Below are 17,993 nucleotides of genomic sequence, written 5' to 3' on the forward strand. Positions count from 1 at the left end.
ATGACTCATGCATATAAACTAGAACCGTGACGCAAACCCAGTCAAGCCTTCAGCATGCAGCCAACGTCCTGGGCGCCTTGAGTCTCGTGGTCGCCGACCGGATGAACACGGCCGTCGAAGCGGTCGCGGCGCTCGGCCCGTCGGCCCCCGCCGCCCTGGCCGCCATGCACCAGTTCCTCGACGGCGGATCGGTAACGCAGCTGAGTTCCGTTCTCGGCCTGAGTCACTCGGGCACCGTTCGGCTCATCGACCGCCTTGCTGCCGAGGGCCTCGTCGAGCGCGGCGGAGCACAGGATGCACGGGCTGTCTCCGTTGTCCTCACCCGACATGGCCGGGACACGGCCGCACGGATACTCCAAACGCGCGAGAAGTCCCTGACGAGCGCGTTGTCCGCGTTGTCCGCGGATGAGATCGACAATCTCGCGGCAGCGCTGGACACGATGCTGACCACGGTGACCCTCGCCAGAGCCGAGCAACGCTCGGCCCCCGGCAACGACCGTCCACAGCCTTGGCTGTGCCGTCTCTGCGACTTCGCCGCGTGTGGCCGTAGCGAGGGCGACTGCCCTGTCAACAACGTCGCTACGACCAGCGACAGCTAGAAGTGGGTTTTCGTGCGAACCACCACCGTTCGCGCCGGGCATCGTCGCACCGTGGCCTGATGGGGTTAAGGGCTTGGGGCCGGTTGGCAGCGTGGGCAGAAGTAGATTCCTCGGTCCGCGCGTGCCAGGGCCGGATCGTCGCCGAGTAGGTGGACGACCAGGTTCGTGCCGCAGCGGCGGCAAGGGCGGCGTTGACGGCCGTATGCCAGTGCGCGCCAAGGGGGTTGGTGGGCGGCGCGGGTGAGTACGGTGTGCGCCTCGTCGACCAAGGCCGGTAGATCCTCGATCTCGCCTACCGGGGTGGCGGGGTGGACGCGGCGCAGGAAGCAGATCTCGCTGCGGTAGATATTGCCGACACCGGCCAGGTTTCGCTGATCGAGCAGGGCCAGGCCGATGGGCTGGGCCGGGTGCTCGGATAAGCGCCGGACTGCTTCGGCCGCATCCCAATTCGGGCCGAGCAGGTCCGGGCCGAGATGGTCGATGGCGGTGTGTTCGTCGGCGCGGGGCAGGACCTCCACCAGGCCGAGGGAGAAGCCCACGGCCTCCGCGTCTTCGGTGGCGAGCACCAGGCGGGCGGTGAAACCCGGTCTCGTCCAACGCTGTCCGGGGGTGTAGACCCGGTACTCGCCCTCCATTTTCAGGTGGGTGTGGATGCTGAGCTGCGGGGTGCGGACGAAGAGGTGCTTGCCGTAGCTGCCGACGCTCTCCACCTGCTGCCCGCGCAGATCGAGGGTGGCGTACTTGGATACGCGAAAGTCGCTGCGCGTCAGCATCTTTCCATCCAGTGCGGTGCGCAGTCGCGCCGCCGTCAGGAAGACCGCGTCACCCTCGGGCATGATCGCTCACACTCACGGGCGACTCCGCAGCCGGAATCCCTTGGGCGTGGCCGCGAACCCGGCTTGCGTCAGGAATTCGGCGAACACATTGCCGTGCACCGATTCCCCATTCACCCGGTCGATGACCAGCGAATCGACTCGCCGCTCATGCACCAGTCCCGCCAATGCCGCAGCACCGGCCGCCCGCGCCGCTGGATCCTCGGTGAAGGTCAACAGCGTCTTACCCCCGCGCTCCAAATACAGCGCCAATTCCCCGTCCACCAGCACCACCAGCGCCCCGGCCTTGCGTCCCGGCCGGTGCCCCGCCCCCTCGACGGCGGACTTCGGCCAAGGTAGCGCCGCCCCATAGGAATTCGCCGGATCGCACGCCGCCAGCACCAGCGCGTTCCCCGCCGGATCCGCACCTGTCCGATCGGTCTCGAACGAGCGCAACCGATCCACCACATCGGTTGTGGAGAACTGTGCACCGCCGAGCGAATCGACGAAGTACCCCCGGCGGCACCGTCCCCGGTCCTCGAATTCGGTGAGTACCCGGTACATCAGCGCGAACCCGCCCCGCACGCCTTCACTCTGCACCGAGCCACGTGTCAGCACGCCGTACCGCTCCAGCAGCACATCCGCCGTCGCGTGCGCCCGCACCGTATTGTCCGCCACCCGTTCCGGCAGCAGCGACCAGCGTCCCGCCACACCGGGCGGACTCGTCCTAGCCGGAACTCCGGTGCGCGGCAGATACATTCGCCCGCGCGGAGCTCGCCGCGGCGTCCGATGCGCCGTCGTCGTCCGCGCGGTCCCGGCCAGCATGGCCCGCACCGGCGCGAAGGTATCCCCGGCGACATATCCGGCCCACACCAATTCCCAGAGCGCCGCGACCACCGCGGTCTCGTCTTCCAATCCGCTGGCATCTGCCAATTGCCGGAAGAAGTACGCGCCACCGCCCGCCATATCGACCACCTGGTACCCGGGCGCGTTCAACGGAGTGCCGGTGCTGATCGCGGTCTGCCCGGGGGACGTCCTGCGCTGCGGTTCCGCGCCCGTACCTGTCGCCGCTTCAACAGCGGCTCCGAGATCGGCTGCCGGGGTGTCGGATCGACCCGCCTGTCCATCGATCTCGGGGGTGACGCGTGGGCCGCCGATCACGGTGGCGCCCAGGGCCATCAGGAGGCTGATCTGGGTTTCCGTGAGGTCCAGCTCATCCGGCGGGGGCAGGGTGAGGCTCGCCTGTTCGGCGGGGTGCAGGGCGATCCAGCCGTCCTTGGCGGTAATGGCGCCGTGACCGGACCAGAGCACCTCGCCGGTGGCCATGAGTTCGTCCAGCATGGCGGGGGAGTAGTCGCGGACGCGGGCGGGCAGGATGAGCGATTCCCAGGCCGAGGCCGGAATCGGTACGCCCGCAAGCTGTTCTACCACGGCCGCCACACCATCCACACCGCGCAGTTCACCGGTGCCGATGTGCTGCCAGGACGGTAGGAATCGGGCCAGTGCGGCCGTGGCGACGGGCTCCACCTCCTTGCGGGCCGCTGCCAGCGAACGCCGGCGCAGCCGGCGCAGGACTTCGCTGTCGCACCATTCGGTTCCGGCCGAGCCGGGCGTGAATTCGCCTTCCACCACCCGTTTTTCGAGGGCCAGGTGATGCAGGGCGGTGGCCGCCACCGCGGTGCCGAGGCCGAAGCGATGCGCCACCTGGGTGAGGGTGAACGGCCCGTGGGTTCGGGCGTACCGGCCGACCAGATCCCCGAGTGGATCGGCGACCGGTTCGATGAAGGCGGCCGGAACCCCGATCGGCAGTGGCACGCCGAGCGCGTCCCGCAGCCGCGCCGCATCCTCGACCGCCACCCACCAGCGCGAACCCGCGAAGGAAACCTCCAGGGCGCGATGGGCTTTCACCAGCTCCGCATGCCAGGGCCGTGGATCCTCGACGCAACGTTCGGCGGCCTCTTCGGCGGTGATCGGCCCGAGCAGCCGCAGCAGATCCGCCAGCCCCTCCATATCGCGCGCCTGCCGCTCCGGGGTGAGTCGCTGCAATTCCCGCGCGGTCTGCTCCAGCACATCGGCATCGAGGAGTTCGCGCAGCTCCACCCGCCCGAGCAGCTCCGCCAGCAGACTCGAATCCAGCGACAGCGCCGCCGCCCGCCGCTCGGCGAGTGGACTGTCGCCCTCGTACATGAACTGCCCGATGTAATCGAACAGCAGCGAATTCGCGAACGGCGACGGCGTGGCCGTCTCCACCTCGACGAGGCGCACCTGCCGCCGCGCTACCCGCCCCAATAGCTCCCGCAGCGAAGGCAGGTCGTACACGTCCTGCAGGCATTCCCGCACCGTCTCCAACAGGATCGGGAATTCCGGGAACTTCCGTGCCACATCCAGCAATTGGGCCGCCCGCTGCCGCTGCTGCCACAGTGGTGCGCGCTTACCCGGATCCCGCCGTGGCAGCAACAGTGCCCGCGCCGCGCACTCCCGGAACCGTGAGGCGAACAGCGCCGACCCGCCGACCTGCTCGGTCACCAGATCATCGATCTCATCCGGCTCGAACACGAACAATTCTGCCCCGGGCGGATCATCGGTGGTGTCCGGCAGTCGCACCACAATCCCGTCATCCGACGGCGTGGGCGCGGCATCCACCCCGAACCGCTCGCGCAGCCGAGCCCCCACCGCCAGCGCCCACGGCGCGTGCACCGGCAACCCGTACGGCGAATGCAACACCACCCGCCAATCACCCAGCTCATCCCGGAACCGCTCGACCAGCATGGTCCGATCCGTGGGCAATTGCCCGGTCGCCGCCCGCTGCTCCGCCAGCAGCGCAACCAGATTCGCCGTCGCATTCGAGTCCAGCCCCGCCGCCGCCATAACCCGTTCCAACTCGGACTCGGCGGGTCCATCGGCCGCGGCTCGGCTCTCAGCGGTGGTTCCACTCCGGGCGGAGCTCTGCGCCGCCGCACGCTTCCGCTTGCCGGGCGTGGACTCGGCATCGCCGGTGAACTCCGCTAACGCCGTTCCCAATTCGACCGGTTCGGTGGTTCGACCGCGTGCGCCGCCCGAGCGTTTCGTGCCGGCGGACTGTTCAACCGCATTACCCGCCGTGCGGACGAATTCGCCCAGCGCAGCACCCAATTCGGCGGGGCGTCCGAGGGCGTCACCGTGCCAGAAGGGAAGTCGGCCGGGGAGGCCGAAGGCCGGGGTGACCAGAACCCGGTCGAAGGTGATCTCCTCTATCCGCCAGCTGGTCGCGCCGAGGGCGAAGACATCGCCGACACGGGATTCGTAGACCATCTCCTCGTCGAGTTCGCCTACCCGGGAGGCTTTTTCGCCGACCATGAAGACCGGAAAGAGCCCGCGGTCGGGGATGGCTCCACCGGAGGTGACCGCAAGCCGTTGCGCGCCCGGTCGACCCGTGAGGGTGCCCGCGTCGCGGTCCCAGACAATGCGCGGGCGCAGTTCGGCGAATTCGTCCGAGGGGTAACGCCCGGACAGCAGGTCCAGCACCGAGTCGTAGGCCGAACGGGGCAGGGCCGCATAGCTTCCCGTGCTGCGCACCGTCTCGAACCACGCCTCGGCATCGAGGGGTTCCAGGGCGCAGGCGGCAACGGTCTGCTGCGCGAGAATATCCAGGGGATGCAGCGGAATTTTGAGTTCTTCGATCTGCCCGGCGGTCATGCGCTGTGATGCCACGGCGCAGTGGATGACATCGGTGCGATGCTTGGGGAAGATCACCCCGCGCGAGATCTCCCCGACCTGATGCCCCGCGCGCCCGACCCGCTGCAGCCCGCTCGCCACCGACGGCGGTGCCTCCACCTGCACCACCAATTCGACCGCGCCCATATCGATTCCGAGCTCCAGGCTGCTGGTGGCAACCACGCAGCGCAACCTGCCGCTCTTGAGATCATCCTCGATGAGCGCCCGCTGCTCCTTGCTCACCGACCCGTGATGCGCGCGCGCCAGCAGTGGTGCGGCACCGTGAATCACCTCGGTGGACGCACCCAGTTGCGCGGGCGGTTTGTGCTCGGTCTCGACCTCTTCCCCGATCCGCCCCGCGTACTCCTCGTTCAATCGCGCGGTGAGCCGTTCGGCCAGCCGCCGCGAATTCGCGAACACGATCGAGGACCGATGCTCCAGCACCAGATCCACTATGGCCGCGTCGACGTGCGGCCAGATCGATCCGGGCTGATCCGAATCCTCCGCTCCCGCATCGGGTTCGGTCATATCCGCGACCGGCACCCGCACCGACAGGTCGAAGGTCTTGGGCGCGGGCGGCCGCACAATGCTGATGGGCGCGCTCCCCACCAGGAATCGCCCCACCTCCGCGGGCGGCCGTACCGTCGCCGACAGTCCGATTCGCTGGGCCGGGCGTTCGAAGCGCGGGGAGGCGGAGCATAGAGCATCCAGCCTTGCCAGTGAAAGCGCCAGGTGCGCACCGCGTTTGGATCCGGCAATGGCGTGCACCTCATCCACGATGACCGTATGTACCTCGCTCAGCGTCTCCCGCGCCGCCGAGGTGAGCATGAGGAACAACGACTCCGGCGTGGTGATGAGAATGTCCGGCGGCGTCCGCAACAGCCCACGCCGATCGGCCGGACTGGTGTCCCCGGACCGCACCCCCACGCTGATCTCCGGCGCGGCCAATCCCAGCCGCTTGGCCGTCTGCGTGACCCCCACCAGCGGTGCCCGCAGATTCCGCTCCACATCCACCGCGAGCGCCTTGAGCGGAGATATATAGAGCACAGAGGTTTTGGGCTTCTCGGCCGCGCCGCTCTTACCTTTCGGCCCCTTCGCCTTGGGGGCCGGCTCCCGGTGGGCCAGCTGATCGATCGCCCACAGAAAAGCCGACAGTGTCTTGCCCGACCCGGTCGGCGCGATGACCAGGGTGTGTTGCCCCGCCGCAATGGCCTCCCATGCCCCCAATTGCGCGGCCGTCGGCGCGGGAAAAGCACCGTCGAACCACTCCCGGGTAGCAGGCGAGAACCGATCCATTGCCCCAGTCTGCACCCGCCCACCGACACCTCGCCGACCTCCCGTCGCCGAGTCGCGTGCGCGGCCGGGCGGCAACCAAGATCACCCGGTCGCGGGCCGGGAGCGAAGGACAGGCAATCGGATTACGGTCGCCGAGGCCGCGCGTAGGCTGCGAATCGTGCAGAAGGTGCTCCGGCTCGACCTGGTCAGTCACGGGATGACCGAGGCGATGCGCAAAGCACGATTCCCGGTCGACGAACCACTGACCGACGCCGGGCGGCGCGCGGTCGCGGCCTGCGGTCGACTACAGGCGGCCCGGGTGCTCACCGCTCCCGAACGCCGCACCGTGGAGACCGCCGCGCTCATGGGTCTCATGGGCCGCGAGGACGACCGGCTGCGCGATCTCGACGCCGGTGCCTGGCGTGGAGGCGAGCTCATGTCGGTGCCGAAGGAGGACCTGTACCTCTGGCTCACCGATCCGGGCTATCGCGGGCATGGCGGCGAATCCGTGGTCGAGGTGCTCGAGCGGACCGGCGAATGGCTGGCCGATATCGCCGTCGAGGGCGAACCCACCATCGCGATCACCCATCCGTCGATCATTCGCGCGGCCCTGCTCGTCACCCTCGACGCGCCCGCGAAATCCTTCTGGCGCATAGACATTCCGCCGGTGAGCGTCACCCGCCTGCACTATCGCGGCGAGTGGACGCTGCACTTCCGGCCGTAGCGCTCAGCCGGTGAAGACACCGCTGACCATGGCGCGTATCGCATCGGTGATCAGTCGCGCGGACAGGCTCGGGTCGATGGCGCGCAGAATGCCAAGTCCCAAACCGAGACTCAATACGGCGGTGGCCGCGTCCGCGGCGGGCAACGGGAGTGTGATGCCGGTGGAATCGGCCAGCGCCTGCAGTCGCGCGCCGATGGTGCCGCGCACCACACCGAGATTGGAGACGAGCGCGGCCTGCAATTCCGGATCGTCCTTGGCGACAATCGCGAACTCGAATTCCAACATGGTCCAGCCGACATCACCGAGCGTGCGCTCGGCCCAGCCCTGGAACAGTTCGAGCCGCTGTTCGAGGGTGCCCTCGCCTCCCAGGAGTTCGGTGGCCTCGGCGAATTTGGTCTCGTGAATCAGCTCGAGCACCTGTAGGCACAGCGCAGATTTGGTGCGGAAGTTCGAGTACACCGCGCCCTTGGAGTACCCGGCCTCCTCTGCGACGCGCTCCAGGCTGGTCTTGGCGTACCCGTCGGTGAGGAACAGGTCGCGCGCGGTGGCCAGCAGATCGGTGCGGGTGCGGGCCTGGCTCTCGGTCCGGGTCAGTCGTGCCATGCGGCCATTCTAGGTACTCGAGGATTTGGGATACCCACGGTATTTGAAAGCTGTTAGTGTTCGAGACTATGAGTAACAGAAACGGGTCACAGAGGCGTGGCCTGGCCATCGGGTGCGGGGGGACCGTCGGGGCGGCCTGGATCGTCGCCGCACTGGCAGCCGCTCGTGACGTACTGGATTGGGATCCGCGCGAGGCCGACGTCATGATCGGCACCTCCGCCGGAGCCGAGATGCTGACCATGCTCGGCAGCGGTATCGGTGTCGACGATCTGATCGCCATGCAGCGCGGCACCTCCACCAACCCCATCCTCACCGCCCATATGCGTTGTGAGCCAGGCAGATTCCCGCCACTGCCGCGCCCGCGCCTGAACGCCCCCGGCCGCGCCGTACGAGAACTGTTGGCGCGCCCCGGAAATGGCCACGCCCTGCTCACCGCGGGCAGCGGCCTGCTCCCACAGGGCGGCGGCGATGCGAGCTGGTTGCAACGCCTCGCCGATCGACTGAACCCCGGCCGCGATTGGGTCGAGCATCCCGCCACCTGGCTGGTCGCCATGGACGATGCCACCGGTGAACGCGTCGCCTTCGGCTCCCCATCCGCCCCGGACGCGAGTCTCGGTGCGGCACTGCGGGCTTCCTGGGGCGTCCCCGGCTGGTTCCCGGCCGTGCCGATCGCCGGCCGTACCTTCATCGACGGCGGCGCGGCCTCCACCGCCTCGGCCGATCTCCTCATTCCGGCCCGGTTGGACGAGGTCGTGGTGCTCGCTCCGATGGCCTCGACCGGCCGCATTCCCGCCACCGGTCCGGGCCACTTCCTGGAGCGTCAACTGCGAAATCGCATGAGCGAGAAGCTCGATGCCGAAATCGCCCTGCTGCGGGCCGCCGGCACCAAGGTGCTGCGCGTCGACGTCACCGCCGAAGACCTCGCCGTCATGGGCCCCAACTTCATGGACGGCCGCCGCCGCCTCGCCACCTTCGAACACAGCCTGATCAGCACCCGCAAGACCATCGAACAGGGAGATTTCGCATGAGCATCCTCGGAAAGAACTATCCGGCAATCGATCTCGCCGGAGCGCGGGTACTGATCACCGGTGCGGGCCGCGGCATCGGCCAGTGCACGGCCGAGCTGTTCGCGAGCAAGGGCGCGGAGATCGCCATCGCCGACGTGGACACCGTCGCCGCGCAGACCGCCGCTACGGCCTTGGGCGCCGAGGCATTCGAACTGGATGTGCGCAATCGCGCACAGTGGGACAAGGTCGTCGCCGACTTCGGCCGCATCGACATCCTGGTCAACAATGCCGGTGTCATGCCCGCCGGAGCCTTCCTGGACGAGCCGGACGCGGTCGGCCACACCACCATCGACGTGAACGTCTGGGGCCTCATCCACGGTATGCGCGCCGTCGCCCCCGGCATGGTCGACCGCGGCAAAGGACACATCGTGAATGTGGCCTCCCTGGCCGGGAAGATCCCGATCGCGGGCCTGGCGGTCTACAACGCCAGCAAGTTCGCCGCCGTAGGGCTCTCCGCCGCAACACGTTTGGAGTTCGAACCGTACGGGGTCAGCGTCAGCACGATCATGCCGTCAGCGGTCCGCACCCGGCTCTCCTCCGGCCTGGCGCTCGGCGCGGGCATGCCCACCGTCGACCCGGAGGACGTGGCAGCGGCCATCGTCCATACCGTCCGCACCCGCAAGGCCGAGGTCGCCGTCCCGAACTACCTCGGCCCCATCGACGTGGCCCTGGCCGCCGCCCCGGAATCGGCTGTCCGCCTGGTCCGCCGCATGTTCAATGGCGACCGCGCCCTGCACCCGGCGGATGAATCCACCCGGGCCGCATACGAAGCACAGATCCGCGCGATCGCCTCCGAAGATCAGAACTGAGTTATTCGAACCGGATGCCTTGAGCGAGAGGCAGTTCGGTGGAGTAGTTGACGGTGTTGGTCGCGCGGCGCATGTAGGACTTCCAGGAGTCCGAGCCGGATTCCCGGCCACCACCGGTCTGCTTCTCACCGCCGAACGCGCCGCCGATCTCCGCACCCGAGGTACCGATATTCACATTGGCGATACCACAGTCGGATCCGTCGGCGGCCAGGAAGCGTTCGGCCTCATGCTGGTTCCGGGTGAAGATCGACGACGAAAGCCCCTGTGGCACACCATTGTGCAGCTCGATGGCGGTGTCCAGGTCGTGATAGGTGAGCACGTAGAGGATGGGTGCGAAGGTCTCCTCGCGCACCACCTCCGTCTGCGCGGGCATCCGGACGATCGCGGGCCGAACGTAGAACGCGTCATCGCCGAAGCCGTCGACTCGTTCACCGCCGCAGATCAATTCACCACCGTCGGCCTGCGCCCGCGCCAGCGCGTCCTGCATGGCGGTGTACGACCGGCCATTGATCAGCGGCCCGACCAAAACCCCGTCCTCGAGCGGATTGCCCACGCGCAGTTGCCGATACGCCGACGAGATGCGATCCAACAGTGGCCCGACCACATCCGCGTGCACAATGAGCCGCCGCAGAGTGGTGCACCGCTGCCCGGCCGTCCCCGCCGCCGAGAAGACGATCCCGCGTGCCGCCAGATCCAGATCCGCCGAAGGTGTCACCACCGCACCGTTATTGCCGCCCAGCTCCAGCAGGCAGCGCCCGAACCGCGCGGCCACCCGCGGGGCCACGATCCGCCCCATGCGTACCGATCCGGTCGCACTGACCAGGGCCACCCGTGGATCGTCGACCAGCTGTGCACCCACCTCTCCGGTGCCCTGAATCAACTGGTGCACTTCGGGATTCGCGCCCACCTCGATCGCCGCCCGCTGGATCAGCGAGTGACACGCGAGCGCGGTCAGCGGCGTCATCTCGGACGGTTTCCACACCACCGTGTCCCCGCACACCAGCGCGAGCGCGGTATTCCACGCCCACACCGCGACCGGGAAGTTGAAGGCCGAGATCACCCCGACCACACCGAGTGGATGCCAGGTCTCCAGCAACCGGTGCCCGGGCCGCTCGGAAGGCATGGTGTGCCCGTACAACTGCCGCGAGAGCCCGATGGCGAACTCGCAGATGTCGATCATCTCCTGGACCTCGCCGCGCGCCTCGGCCCCGATCTTCCCGGCCTCCAAGGTGACCAGTTCGCCCAGTTCGTCCTGATGCTCGACCAGCAGTCGCGCCAGTCGCCGCACCACGGCGGCGCGCTGCGGCGCGGGCACGGTCCGCCAATCCTGAAATGCGGTGGCGGCGCTCTCGATGGCGGCATCCACCTCACCGGCCGAGCTGGGCCGCAGGGTGAGTAGTTCGCCGCCGGTAATCGGCGTGCGCGCCGAGAGTTCGCCGGGTTCGGGCGCTTTCGCGCCGAGCGCGCGCAGTAGCGCCTCGGTGCGGGCACGCGGTTCGCGGGTAAAATCTTCGCTAATTGCGGGGATCATCGGCAGCTCCAGTATGGGTTCCGGCCACGAGTTCGGTTCGCTGAGTTAGCCTTCGCTGATGGCGGATACACCGGCGAAACCACAACTCGACGACATCGATCGATTGCTGATCCGTGAGCTGATTGCCGATGGTCGCGCCACACTCTCCAATCTTGCCGAGAAGGCGAACCTTTCGGTGTCAGCGGTGCAGTCGCGTGTCCGGCGGCTGGAGGCGCGCGGAGTGATCCGTGGCTATACGGCGAATGTCGATCCGGAGGCGCTGGGGCAGATGCTGTCGGCATTTGTCGCCATCACTCCTCTCGATCCGTCGCAGCCCGATGACGCACCCGCACTGCTGCAGCACATTCCGGGCATCGAAGCCTGCCATTCGGTGGCCGGCGACGAGAGCTACATGCTGCTGGTGCGCGTGGCATCGCCGAGGCATCTGGAGCAGTTGCTGCAGGAGATTCGCGCGACGGCCAACGTACGGACTCGAAGCACCATCATTCTGCAGACATTCTATGACAAATAGACATCCTTCGTAATTACTTCGAAATTTACGGGCAGAACAGTAAAGATTCCCTTACGCTGGGGGGGTGACCCTAGACTTCGATCGGCTTGGGGCGGTTGCCGAAACCCTGGAATATCGCAGTGATCCGGTCACCCCCGCCCGGGTGCACGAGATCCTTTCCGCGAACATCCTCACCGACGGCTTCGACCTGGTTCTGGATCTGCGCGCATCGTGCGGTCGCAGGCTGGTCGACGCGCGCGACGGCACCGCATACCTGGATATGTTCGGCTTCTTCGCCTCCTCGGCGCTGGGCATGAACCATCCGGCGCTGGTCGGCAACCCCCGCTTCCTGGCCGAGCTCGCGGCCGCGGCCCTCAACAAGCCCAGCAACTCCGACGTGTACACCGTCGAAATGGCAAGGTTCGTAGCCACTTTCGCGCGTGTGCTCGGCGATCCCCGGCTACCGCACCTGTTCTTCATCGACGGCGGCGGGCTCGCGGTCGAGAACGCCCTCAAGGCCGCCTTCGACTGGAAGTCCCGGCACAATGAAATGCACGGGCGCGCACCGGAACTCGGCACCAAGGTGCTGCATCTGACGGGCGCGTTCCACGGGCGCACCGGGTACACGCTCTCGCTCACCAATACCGATCCGGTCAAGACCGCCCGCTTCCCCAAGTTCGACTGGCCGCGCATCGACACCCCGTACCTGGGTGACGAGCACCCCGATATCGAGGCCGCCGAACGACACGCCCTCGACCAGGCCGCTCGCGCCTTCGCCGAAAACCCGCACGACATAGCGTGTTTCATTGCCGAACCCATTCAGGGCGAGGGCGGCGACCGGCATCTGCGACCGGAATTCCTTCGGGCCGTACAGGAGCTGTGCCACGCCAATGACGCGCTGTTCATCCTCGACGAGGTGCAGACCGGCGTCGGCATGACCGGCAGCCTGTGGGCGTATCGGCAACTCGGCCTCGAACCCGATGTGGTGGCCTTCGGTAAGAAGACTCAGGTCTGCGGAATCATGGCGGGCGGTCGCATCGACGAGGTGCCGGACAATGTGTTCCACGTCAGCTCCCGGCTCAACTCCACCTGGGGTGGCAATCTCGCCGATATGGTGCGGGCGTGCCGGATTCTCGAGGTGATCGAGCAGGAGCGCCTGGCAGGCCGCGCGCAAGAGCTCGGCGCGCACCTATTACGACGTTTGACTGAATTGTCCGAAGCTCATGCCGAAGTCATCGAACCACGCGGCCGCGGACTCATGTGCGCCATCACACTGAAGACGGCGCAATTGCGCGACGAGGTTGTCACCCGGCTCCGCGAGGAAGAGCACGTGCTGATTCTCGGCACGGGCGCGCGCGGCATCCGCTTCCGGCCACCACTCACGGTCACCCGCGCCGAACTCGACGAGGCCGTCGACGCACTGGATCGCGTATTGGGCTGAGTAGTGAGGCATCCCGGCGCGGGCGGCTCCGAGCCGCCCCTCGGGGTGCGGCGCGGACCACCCTCGAGGCTCGATATTTTCCCGGCGAGCGGGCCGTCTCGCATCCCGAAAACAATGCTCGACCTGCGGGTTTTTACTGGCGAGCAGTCAATAACCGTACTCACGAGTAGCCCCCGCGGTATTACCAGGGCGCACTGGTACTGGTTACACTCCCGGGCATGACGAGTGTCCAGCAGCAGCCTTCGCCGGGGTCGGCGGGCGCCCCCGATATCCACACCACCGCCGGCAAGCTGGCTGACCTGCGTAACAGGCTGGAAGAGGCCCAGCACCCGATGGGTGAGGCCGCGGTCGACAAGGTTCACGCCAAGGGCAAGATGACCGCGCGCGAGCGCATCCTCGCCCTGCTGGACGAGGGCTCGTTCGTGGAACTCGACGCGCTCGCCCGGCACCGCAGTGTGAATTTCGGCCTGGAGAACCAGCGTCCGCTCGGCGACGGCGTGGTGACCGGTTACGGCACCATCGACGGCCGCGACGTCTGCATCTTCTCCCAGGACGTCACCGTCTTCGGTGGCTCGCTCGGCGAGGTCTACGGCGAGAAGATCGTCAAGGTCATGGATCTGGCGCTCAAGACCGGCCGCCCGCTGGTCGGCATCAACGAGGGCGCGGGCGCGCGTATCCAGGAAGGCGTTGTCTCCCTGGGCCTTTACGGTGAGATCTTCCACCGCAATATCCAGGCTTCCGGCGTGATCCCGCAGATCTCGCTCATCATGGGCCCGGCCGCGGGTGGACACGTCTACTCGCCCGCCCTCACCGACTTCGTCGTCATGGTCGATCAGACCTCGCAGATGTTCGTCACCGGCCCGGACGTGATCAAGACCGTCACCGGTGAAGAGGTCACCATGGAGGAGCTGGGCGGCGCCCACACCCACATGGTCAAGTCCGGTGTCGCGCACTACGTCGCCTCCGGCGAGCAGGACGCCCTGGACTACGTCAAGGACCTGCTGGGCTACCTGCCGAGCAACAACCGCGCCGAGGCCCCGCGCCTGCCGGCCTCCGATCCGATCGACGGCGCGATCGAGGAGAACCTCACCGAGGACGACCTCGCGCTGGACACCATCATCCCGGATTCGCCGAACCAGCCGTACGACATGCACGAGGTCATCAAGGCCCTGGTCGACGACGACGAATTCCTCGAGGTGCAGGCCGAGCGCGCGATGAACATCATCGTCGGCTTCGCCCGTATCGACGGCCGTAGTGTCGGCTTCGTGGCGAACCAGCCCTCGCAGTTCGCGGGCTGCCTGGATATCGATGCCTCGGAGAAGGCCGCGCGCTTCGTGCGCACCTGCGACGCTTTCAATATCCCGATCATCACCCTGGTCGACGTTCCCGGCTTCCTGCCGGGTACCGGCCAGGAGTTCAACGGCATCATCCGCCGTGGCGCGAAGCTGCTCTACGCCTACGGTGAGGCCACTGTGGGCAAGATCACAATCATCACCCGTAAGGCGTACGGCGGCGCGTATGACGTCATGGGTTCCAAGCACATGGGTGCCGATGTGAACCTGGCGTGGCCGACCGCTCAGATCGCGGTCATGGGTGCCTCGGGCGCGGTCGGATTCGTCTACCGCAAGCAGCTCAAGGATGCCGCGGCCGAGGGCGCCGATGTCGACGCGCTGCGCCTGGAGCTCCAGAACGAGTACGAGGACACGCTGGTCAACCCGTACGTGGCCGCCGAGCGCGGTTATGTCGACGCGGTCATCCCGCCCTCGCACACCCGCGGCCAGATCGTCTCGGCGCTGCGCCTGCTGGAGCGCAAGATGGTGACCCTGCCGCCGAAGAAGCACGGCAACATTCCGCTCTGATTCGACGATAAGTGCGGCATGGGGCGCACACTGAGCTTGGGACACCGGTACCACTTGTGCCGTAGTTCTCATACCGCGCAGGAACGCCCCATCCGAGCAAAGATGGTAGGAACGGGCCCTCGAAGCCGGGGGTCGCACATTACCGTTTGCGGTTTCGAACCCATATTCCGCGAACAGCCGCGCCACCCGCGCGGCAATTGGACAGGAGGACTGGCGCTGTGACGACCATGGCTGACGAAGAAGTACTGAGCGCCGCCGAACTGGATCTAGCCGTCGATGAATTGACGGAAACGGTCGAAACGGCTGCAGCCGAGACTGAACCGTCGAATACGGGTCCACTCATCCAGGTCTTGAAGGGCAACCCCAGCGATCTCGAGCTGGCCGCCCTGGTCGCGGTATTCGCCGCCGCCGCGAGCGCCTCGGGTGCCGCGGCCGACAATGGCCCGGCCGATATGTGGGGTCGCCCCACCCTGCTGCACCGCGGCACTTCGCCGTTCTCGCCGTACGCCTTCCCGGCGCTGTCGCACCTGCGCGCCTGATCCCTCCCGGCCTGCGGCCCGACCCGGAGTGGCCGGTCACAGCGCGGAGGCGGTAGCTTCAGCGGCTGTGACCACCTTCGTGCTGGCATCCCAGTCTCCGGCCCGGCTCGGCGTGCTCCGCAATGCGGGCGTCGAACCGGTGGTCCGGGTATCCAATGTGGACGAGGACGCGGTGGCCGCCGCGCTGCCCGTCGGAACGACACCCGAACAAGTGGTGATCGAACTGGCCCGGGCCAAGGCGCGCGATATCGCCGCCGTGATCGCCGCGCAAGCCGATTCCGGTACCGGCGAATTCACCGATTCCGTTGTGGTGGGCTGTGATTCGATGCTGCTCGTGGACGGGCGGCTGCAGGGCAAACCCCTCACCCCCGAGGTCGCGAAGGCGCGCTGGGCCGAAATGGCCGGGCGCAGCGCCGATCTGCTCACCGGACACAGTGTGCTGCGCGTGCGTAATGGCGTGGTCGTCGGCGAGGCGGCCGATTGCAGCTCCACCACAGTGCATTTCGCCAAACCCGAGCCCGATGAGCTGGACGCCTATATCGCGACCGGTGAGCCGCTACAGGTGGCCGGATCTTTCACCCTGGACGGTATGGGCGGCTGGTTCGTGGACCGCATCGAGGGTGATCCCTCCAGCGTGATCGGTATCGGTCTACCGCTGGTTCGTAGACTGCTTGCCCAGGTGGGTGTCGGGGCTACGCAGCTGTGGAGCGACCCGGCCCGCTGAGGTCGCCAGTTGAGGTTCCTCGGTGGCGTTTTCCACCCCGGGTACTCCTTCGGCGGTTCCGGCGGCGATCAATTCCAGCCGGGCCACACACAATTCGGGTTCCACGAACGGATGCAGTCGTACCGTGACGGTGTCGCGCGCGCCATTGTGGTCGAGTACTTCGCGCATGAGTCCCAGGTGTACGCCGCACACCACTTCGGAGTGGGTGCGCGCGAGTTCGCGTAATGGGCAGGCGGTGAGCCGGATGAGGGAATGCTCATCGGTTTCCCCGGCGGGATCGCGTTCGGGTGCGAAGCCGAGTTCGGAGGCGACCGTCACGGTGAGATCCCGTGCGTCCTCCAGTGTTTCGACCGGTTGGTCCACCGATTCCAGTTTGGAACCCCAGACGCGGCCTGCGGCAATGGCGGCATCGGAGCGGCGGCGTGGATCGCTGCCGAGCTGGTCAGCCAGTACCTGTGCCAATTCCTGATAGCCGACCGATCGCTGTACGGCCGTATAGCCGATGCGTGGGCGGCCGCGTCCGCGTGGCGGCTGCTGGAATTGGCGGACCAGTGATTCCCGGGTGAGTACATCCAAATGGAAACGCACCGTTGTCACATGTTGGCCGGTTACCCGTGCCAGTTCCTGCGCATCGAGAGGCTCGCTGGCGCCACGTAGGATCGCGAGCAGTCGTCGTCGCGGCCAAGAATCGGACATAGCTCACCCCTCCTCTCGAGAGACTTTATCGGATGAAGCTGCGCTTAATTCGCTCAATCATCCGATTCGTGATCTGAAACGAGTTTCGTTACCGCCACTTGCCTACGATCGGTGCTGAGATTCGAACTGCCGATACCCAACCCCACCACGCGTGAAGGACCACACTGTGCCCGTCGCCCCGGATCCGCATCCCTCGTTCGGTTCCTACGCACATCCTCACCGACTAGTAACCACGGAATGGCTGTCCGCAAACATCGGCGCGCCGGGACTCAGGATCATCGAGTCCAACGAAGACATATTGCTATACGACATCGGCCATGTCCCGGGTGCCATCAAGATCGATTGGCGAAACGAGTTGATCGATACCCGAACTCGCGATGTCGTGGACAGTGAATCCTTCGCCGCGCTCATGCGTGCCAAAGGTATCGGTCGAAACGACACCGTGGTGATCTACGGTGATCGGGCCAATGGCACCGCGGCCGCCGCCCTGTGGGTGTTCGACCTCTTCGGACACGAAGACGTGCGCCTACTGGACGGCGGCCGGGATGCCTGGATCTCCGAGGCCCGCGACACCACCTTCGAGGTGCCCTATCCGGTGCCGGGCGACTACCCCGTCATCGCGCGCGACGACAAGACCGCGCGTGCCTTCCGCGCCGATGTCATCGCCCACTTCGGCGGCCCGCTCATCGATGCCCGGGTCTTCGAGGAGTACACCGGCGAATTGATCGTCCTGGACCGTCCGGAGGAGCAGGCGTTGCGCTCGGGGCATATCCCCACCGCGGTGAATATCCCGTGGAGCGCATCGGTGCTCCCGGATTCCCGATTCCGCCCGCGCGGTGAGCTCGATGTCATCTACGGTGGGGTGTCCGCCGGGTCCGCGCCCCTGGTGTACTCGCGCATCGGCCGTTGGTCGGCGCTCACCTGGTTCGTCCTGACCTACCTCGTCGGAACCGAGGGTGTGCGTAACTACGACGGCTCCTGGACCGAATGGTCGAATGCGGTCGGTGCGCCGATCGTCGCCGGTGACGAGCCGGGTGAGGTGCCCGCCACACCGCCGCGCTTGTAAGGTTTCGACCCCCGGGCCTACCCATGGGTAGCCATGGCCCGGTGCAGTAGTTGTTGGCAGACTGC

At 67.0% G+C, this 17,993-nt stretch carries 15 protein-coding genes; 10 read left to right on the forward strand and 5 right to left on the reverse strand.

The genetic code is table 11. The annotated features are described in order from the left end of the window. Positions 1–26: 26 nt before the first annotated feature. On the forward strand, positions 27–599 hold the full coding sequence (locus GFY24_RS15600; RefSeq protein WP_153805755.1) for a MarR family transcriptional regulator: 573 nt from the start codon (positions 27–29) through the stop codon (positions 597–599). A 65-nt stretch (positions 600–664) separates the two neighbouring features. Here GFY24_RS15600 and GFY24_RS15605 read toward each other — a convergent pair whose 3' ends face one another. After that, a complete protein-coding gene (locus GFY24_RS15605; protein WP_153805756.1) occupies positions 665–1,435 on the reverse strand; it encodes a DNA-formamidopyrimidine glycosylase family protein in 771 nt (256 codons plus the stop codon). A 12-nt stretch (positions 1,436–1,447) separates the two neighbouring features. Beyond that, positions 1,448–6,400, reverse strand: a complete 4,953-nt coding sequence (locus tag GFY24_RS15610; RefSeq protein WP_153805757.1) for an ATP-dependent helicase — start codon at positions 6,398–6,400, stop codon at positions 1,448–1,450. 157 nt (positions 6,401–6,557) lie between these two features. Here GFY24_RS15610 and GFY24_RS15615 point away from each other — a divergent pair, with 157 nt between their 5' ends. Next, positions 6,558–7,103, forward strand: coding sequence for a histidine phosphatase family protein (locus tag GFY24_RS15615; RefSeq protein ID WP_309230892.1), 546 nt, complete (start codon positions 6,558–6,560; stop codon positions 7,101–7,103). Between the two features lie 3 nt (positions 7,104–7,106). Here the strand turns inward: GFY24_RS15615 and GFY24_RS15620 are convergent, their stop codons facing one another. Beyond that, a complete protein-coding gene (locus GFY24_RS15620) occupies positions 7,107–7,706 on the reverse strand; it encodes a TetR/AcrR family transcriptional regulator (RefSeq protein ID WP_153805758.1) in 600 nt (199 codons plus the stop codon). Between the two features lie 68 nt (positions 7,707–7,774). Between GFY24_RS15620 and GFY24_RS15625 the strand changes: the two genes are divergently transcribed. Beyond that, a complete protein-coding gene (locus GFY24_RS15625; RefSeq protein WP_153805759.1) occupies positions 7,775–8,734 on the forward strand; it encodes a patatin-like phospholipase family protein in 960 nt (319 codons plus the stop codon). After that, entirely contained in the window at positions 8,731–9,582 is an 852-nt protein-coding gene (locus GFY24_RS15630; protein ID WP_153805760.1) for an SDR family oxidoreductase, read from the forward strand. The genes GFY24_RS15625 and GFY24_RS15630 overlap by 4 nt, the downstream gene beginning before the upstream one ends. A 1-nt stretch (position 9,583) precedes the next feature. Here the strand turns inward: GFY24_RS15630 and GFY24_RS15635 are convergent, their stop codons facing one another. Then, positions 9,584–11,113 carry an aldehyde dehydrogenase family protein gene (locus tag GFY24_RS15635; protein ID WP_153805761.1) on the reverse strand — a complete coding sequence of 510 codons (1,530 nt, stop codon included), beginning with the start codon at positions 11,111–11,113 and terminating at the stop codon, positions 9,584–9,586. Between the two features lie 58 nt (positions 11,114–11,171). Between GFY24_RS15635 and GFY24_RS15640 the strand changes: the two genes are divergently transcribed. From GFY24_RS15640 to GFY24_RS15660, 5 genes are all read left to right on the forward strand, one after another. Beyond that, positions 11,172–11,624 carry an Lrp/AsnC family transcriptional regulator gene (locus GFY24_RS15640; RefSeq protein WP_067562135.1) on the forward strand — a complete coding sequence of 151 codons (453 nt, stop codon included), beginning with the start codon at positions 11,172–11,174 and terminating at the stop codon, positions 11,622–11,624. A 106-nt stretch (positions 11,625–11,730) separates the two neighbouring features. Continuing rightward, positions 11,731–13,044 (forward strand): L-lysine 6-transaminase, encoded by a 1,314-nt coding sequence (gene lat / locus GFY24_RS15645; RefSeq protein ID WP_153805894.1) that lies wholly within the window; start codon positions 11,731–11,733, stop codon positions 13,042–13,044. A gap of 218 nt (positions 13,045–13,262) precedes the next feature. Further along, positions 13,263–14,903, forward strand: coding sequence for an acyl-CoA carboxylase subunit beta (locus GFY24_RS15650; protein ID WP_153805762.1), 1,641 nt, complete (start codon positions 13,263–13,265; stop codon positions 14,901–14,903). A gap of 227 nt (positions 14,904–15,130) precedes the next feature. Further along, positions 15,131–15,442, forward strand: a complete 312-nt coding sequence (locus GFY24_RS15655; RefSeq protein ID WP_153805895.1) for an acyl-CoA carboxylase epsilon subunit — start codon at positions 15,131–15,133, stop codon at positions 15,440–15,442. A gap of 67 nt (positions 15,443–15,509) precedes the next feature. Beyond that, positions 15,510–16,166: a nucleoside triphosphate pyrophosphatase gene (locus GFY24_RS15660; protein WP_309230893.1), complete on the forward strand. Its 657-nt coding sequence runs from the start codon at positions 15,510–15,512 to the stop codon at positions 16,164–16,166. On the opposite strand, the gene GFY24_RS15665 is transcribed toward GFY24_RS15660, so the two are convergent. Then, complete coding sequence (locus GFY24_RS15665) at positions 16,092–16,862, reverse strand: metalloregulator ArsR/SmtB family transcription factor (RefSeq protein ID WP_153805764.1); 771 nt, start codon at positions 16,860–16,862, stop codon at positions 16,092–16,094. The genes GFY24_RS15660 and GFY24_RS15665 overlap by 75 nt on opposite strands. A 166-nt stretch (positions 16,863–17,028) precedes the next feature. Between GFY24_RS15665 and GFY24_RS15670 the strand changes: the two genes are divergently transcribed. Beyond that, entirely contained in the window at positions 17,029–17,928 is a 900-nt protein-coding gene (locus GFY24_RS15670; protein ID WP_309230894.1) for a sulfurtransferase, read from the forward strand. Positions 17,929–17,993 lie beyond the last annotated feature (65 nt).

This window comes from Nocardia sp. SYP-A9097 (assembly GCF_009649815.1).
Lineage (GTDB): Bacteria > Actinomycetota > Actinomycetes > Mycobacteriales > Mycobacteriaceae > Nocardia.

Bases quoted from the DNA above. Each gene is read 5' to 3' on its own strand.
- GFY24_RS15650 (WP_153805762.1), top strand. From the start codon at position 13,263: ATGACGAGTGTCCAGCAGCAGCCTTCGCCGGGGTCGGCGGGCGCCCCC.
- GFY24_RS15630 (WP_153805760.1), top strand. From the start codon at position 8,731: ATGAGCATCCTCGGAAAGAACTATCCGGCAATCGATCTCGCCGGAGCG.
- GFY24_RS15625 (WP_153805759.1), top strand. From the start codon at position 7,775: ATGAGTAACAGAAACGGGTCACAGAGGCGTGGCCTGGCCATCGGGTGC.
- GFY24_RS15620 (WP_153805758.1), bottom strand. From the start codon at position 7,706: ATGGCACGACTGACCCGGACCGAGAGCCAGGCCCGCACCCGCACCGAT.
- GFY24_RS15640 (WP_067562135.1), top strand. From the start codon at position 11,172: ATGGCGGATACACCGGCGAAACCACAACTCGACGACATCGATCGATTG.
- GFY24_RS15605 (WP_153805756.1), bottom strand. From the start codon at position 1,435: ATGCCCGAGGGTGACGCGGTCTTCCTGACGGCGGCGCGACTGCGCACC.
- GFY24_RS15665 (WP_153805764.1), bottom strand. From the start codon at position 16,862: ATGTCCGATTCTTGGCCGCGACGACGACTGCTCGCGATCCTACGTGGC.
- GFY24_RS15635 (WP_153805761.1), bottom strand. From the start codon at position 11,113: ATGATCCCCGCAATTAGCGAAGATTTTACCCGCGAACCGCGTGCCCGC.
- GFY24_RS15655 (WP_153805895.1), top strand. From the start codon at position 15,131: ATGGCTGACGAAGAAGTACTGAGCGCCGCCGAACTGGATCTAGCCGTC.
- GFY24_RS15610 (WP_153805757.1), bottom strand. From the start codon at position 6,400: ATGGATCGGTTCTCGCCTGCTACCCGGGAGTGGTTCGACGGTGCTTTT.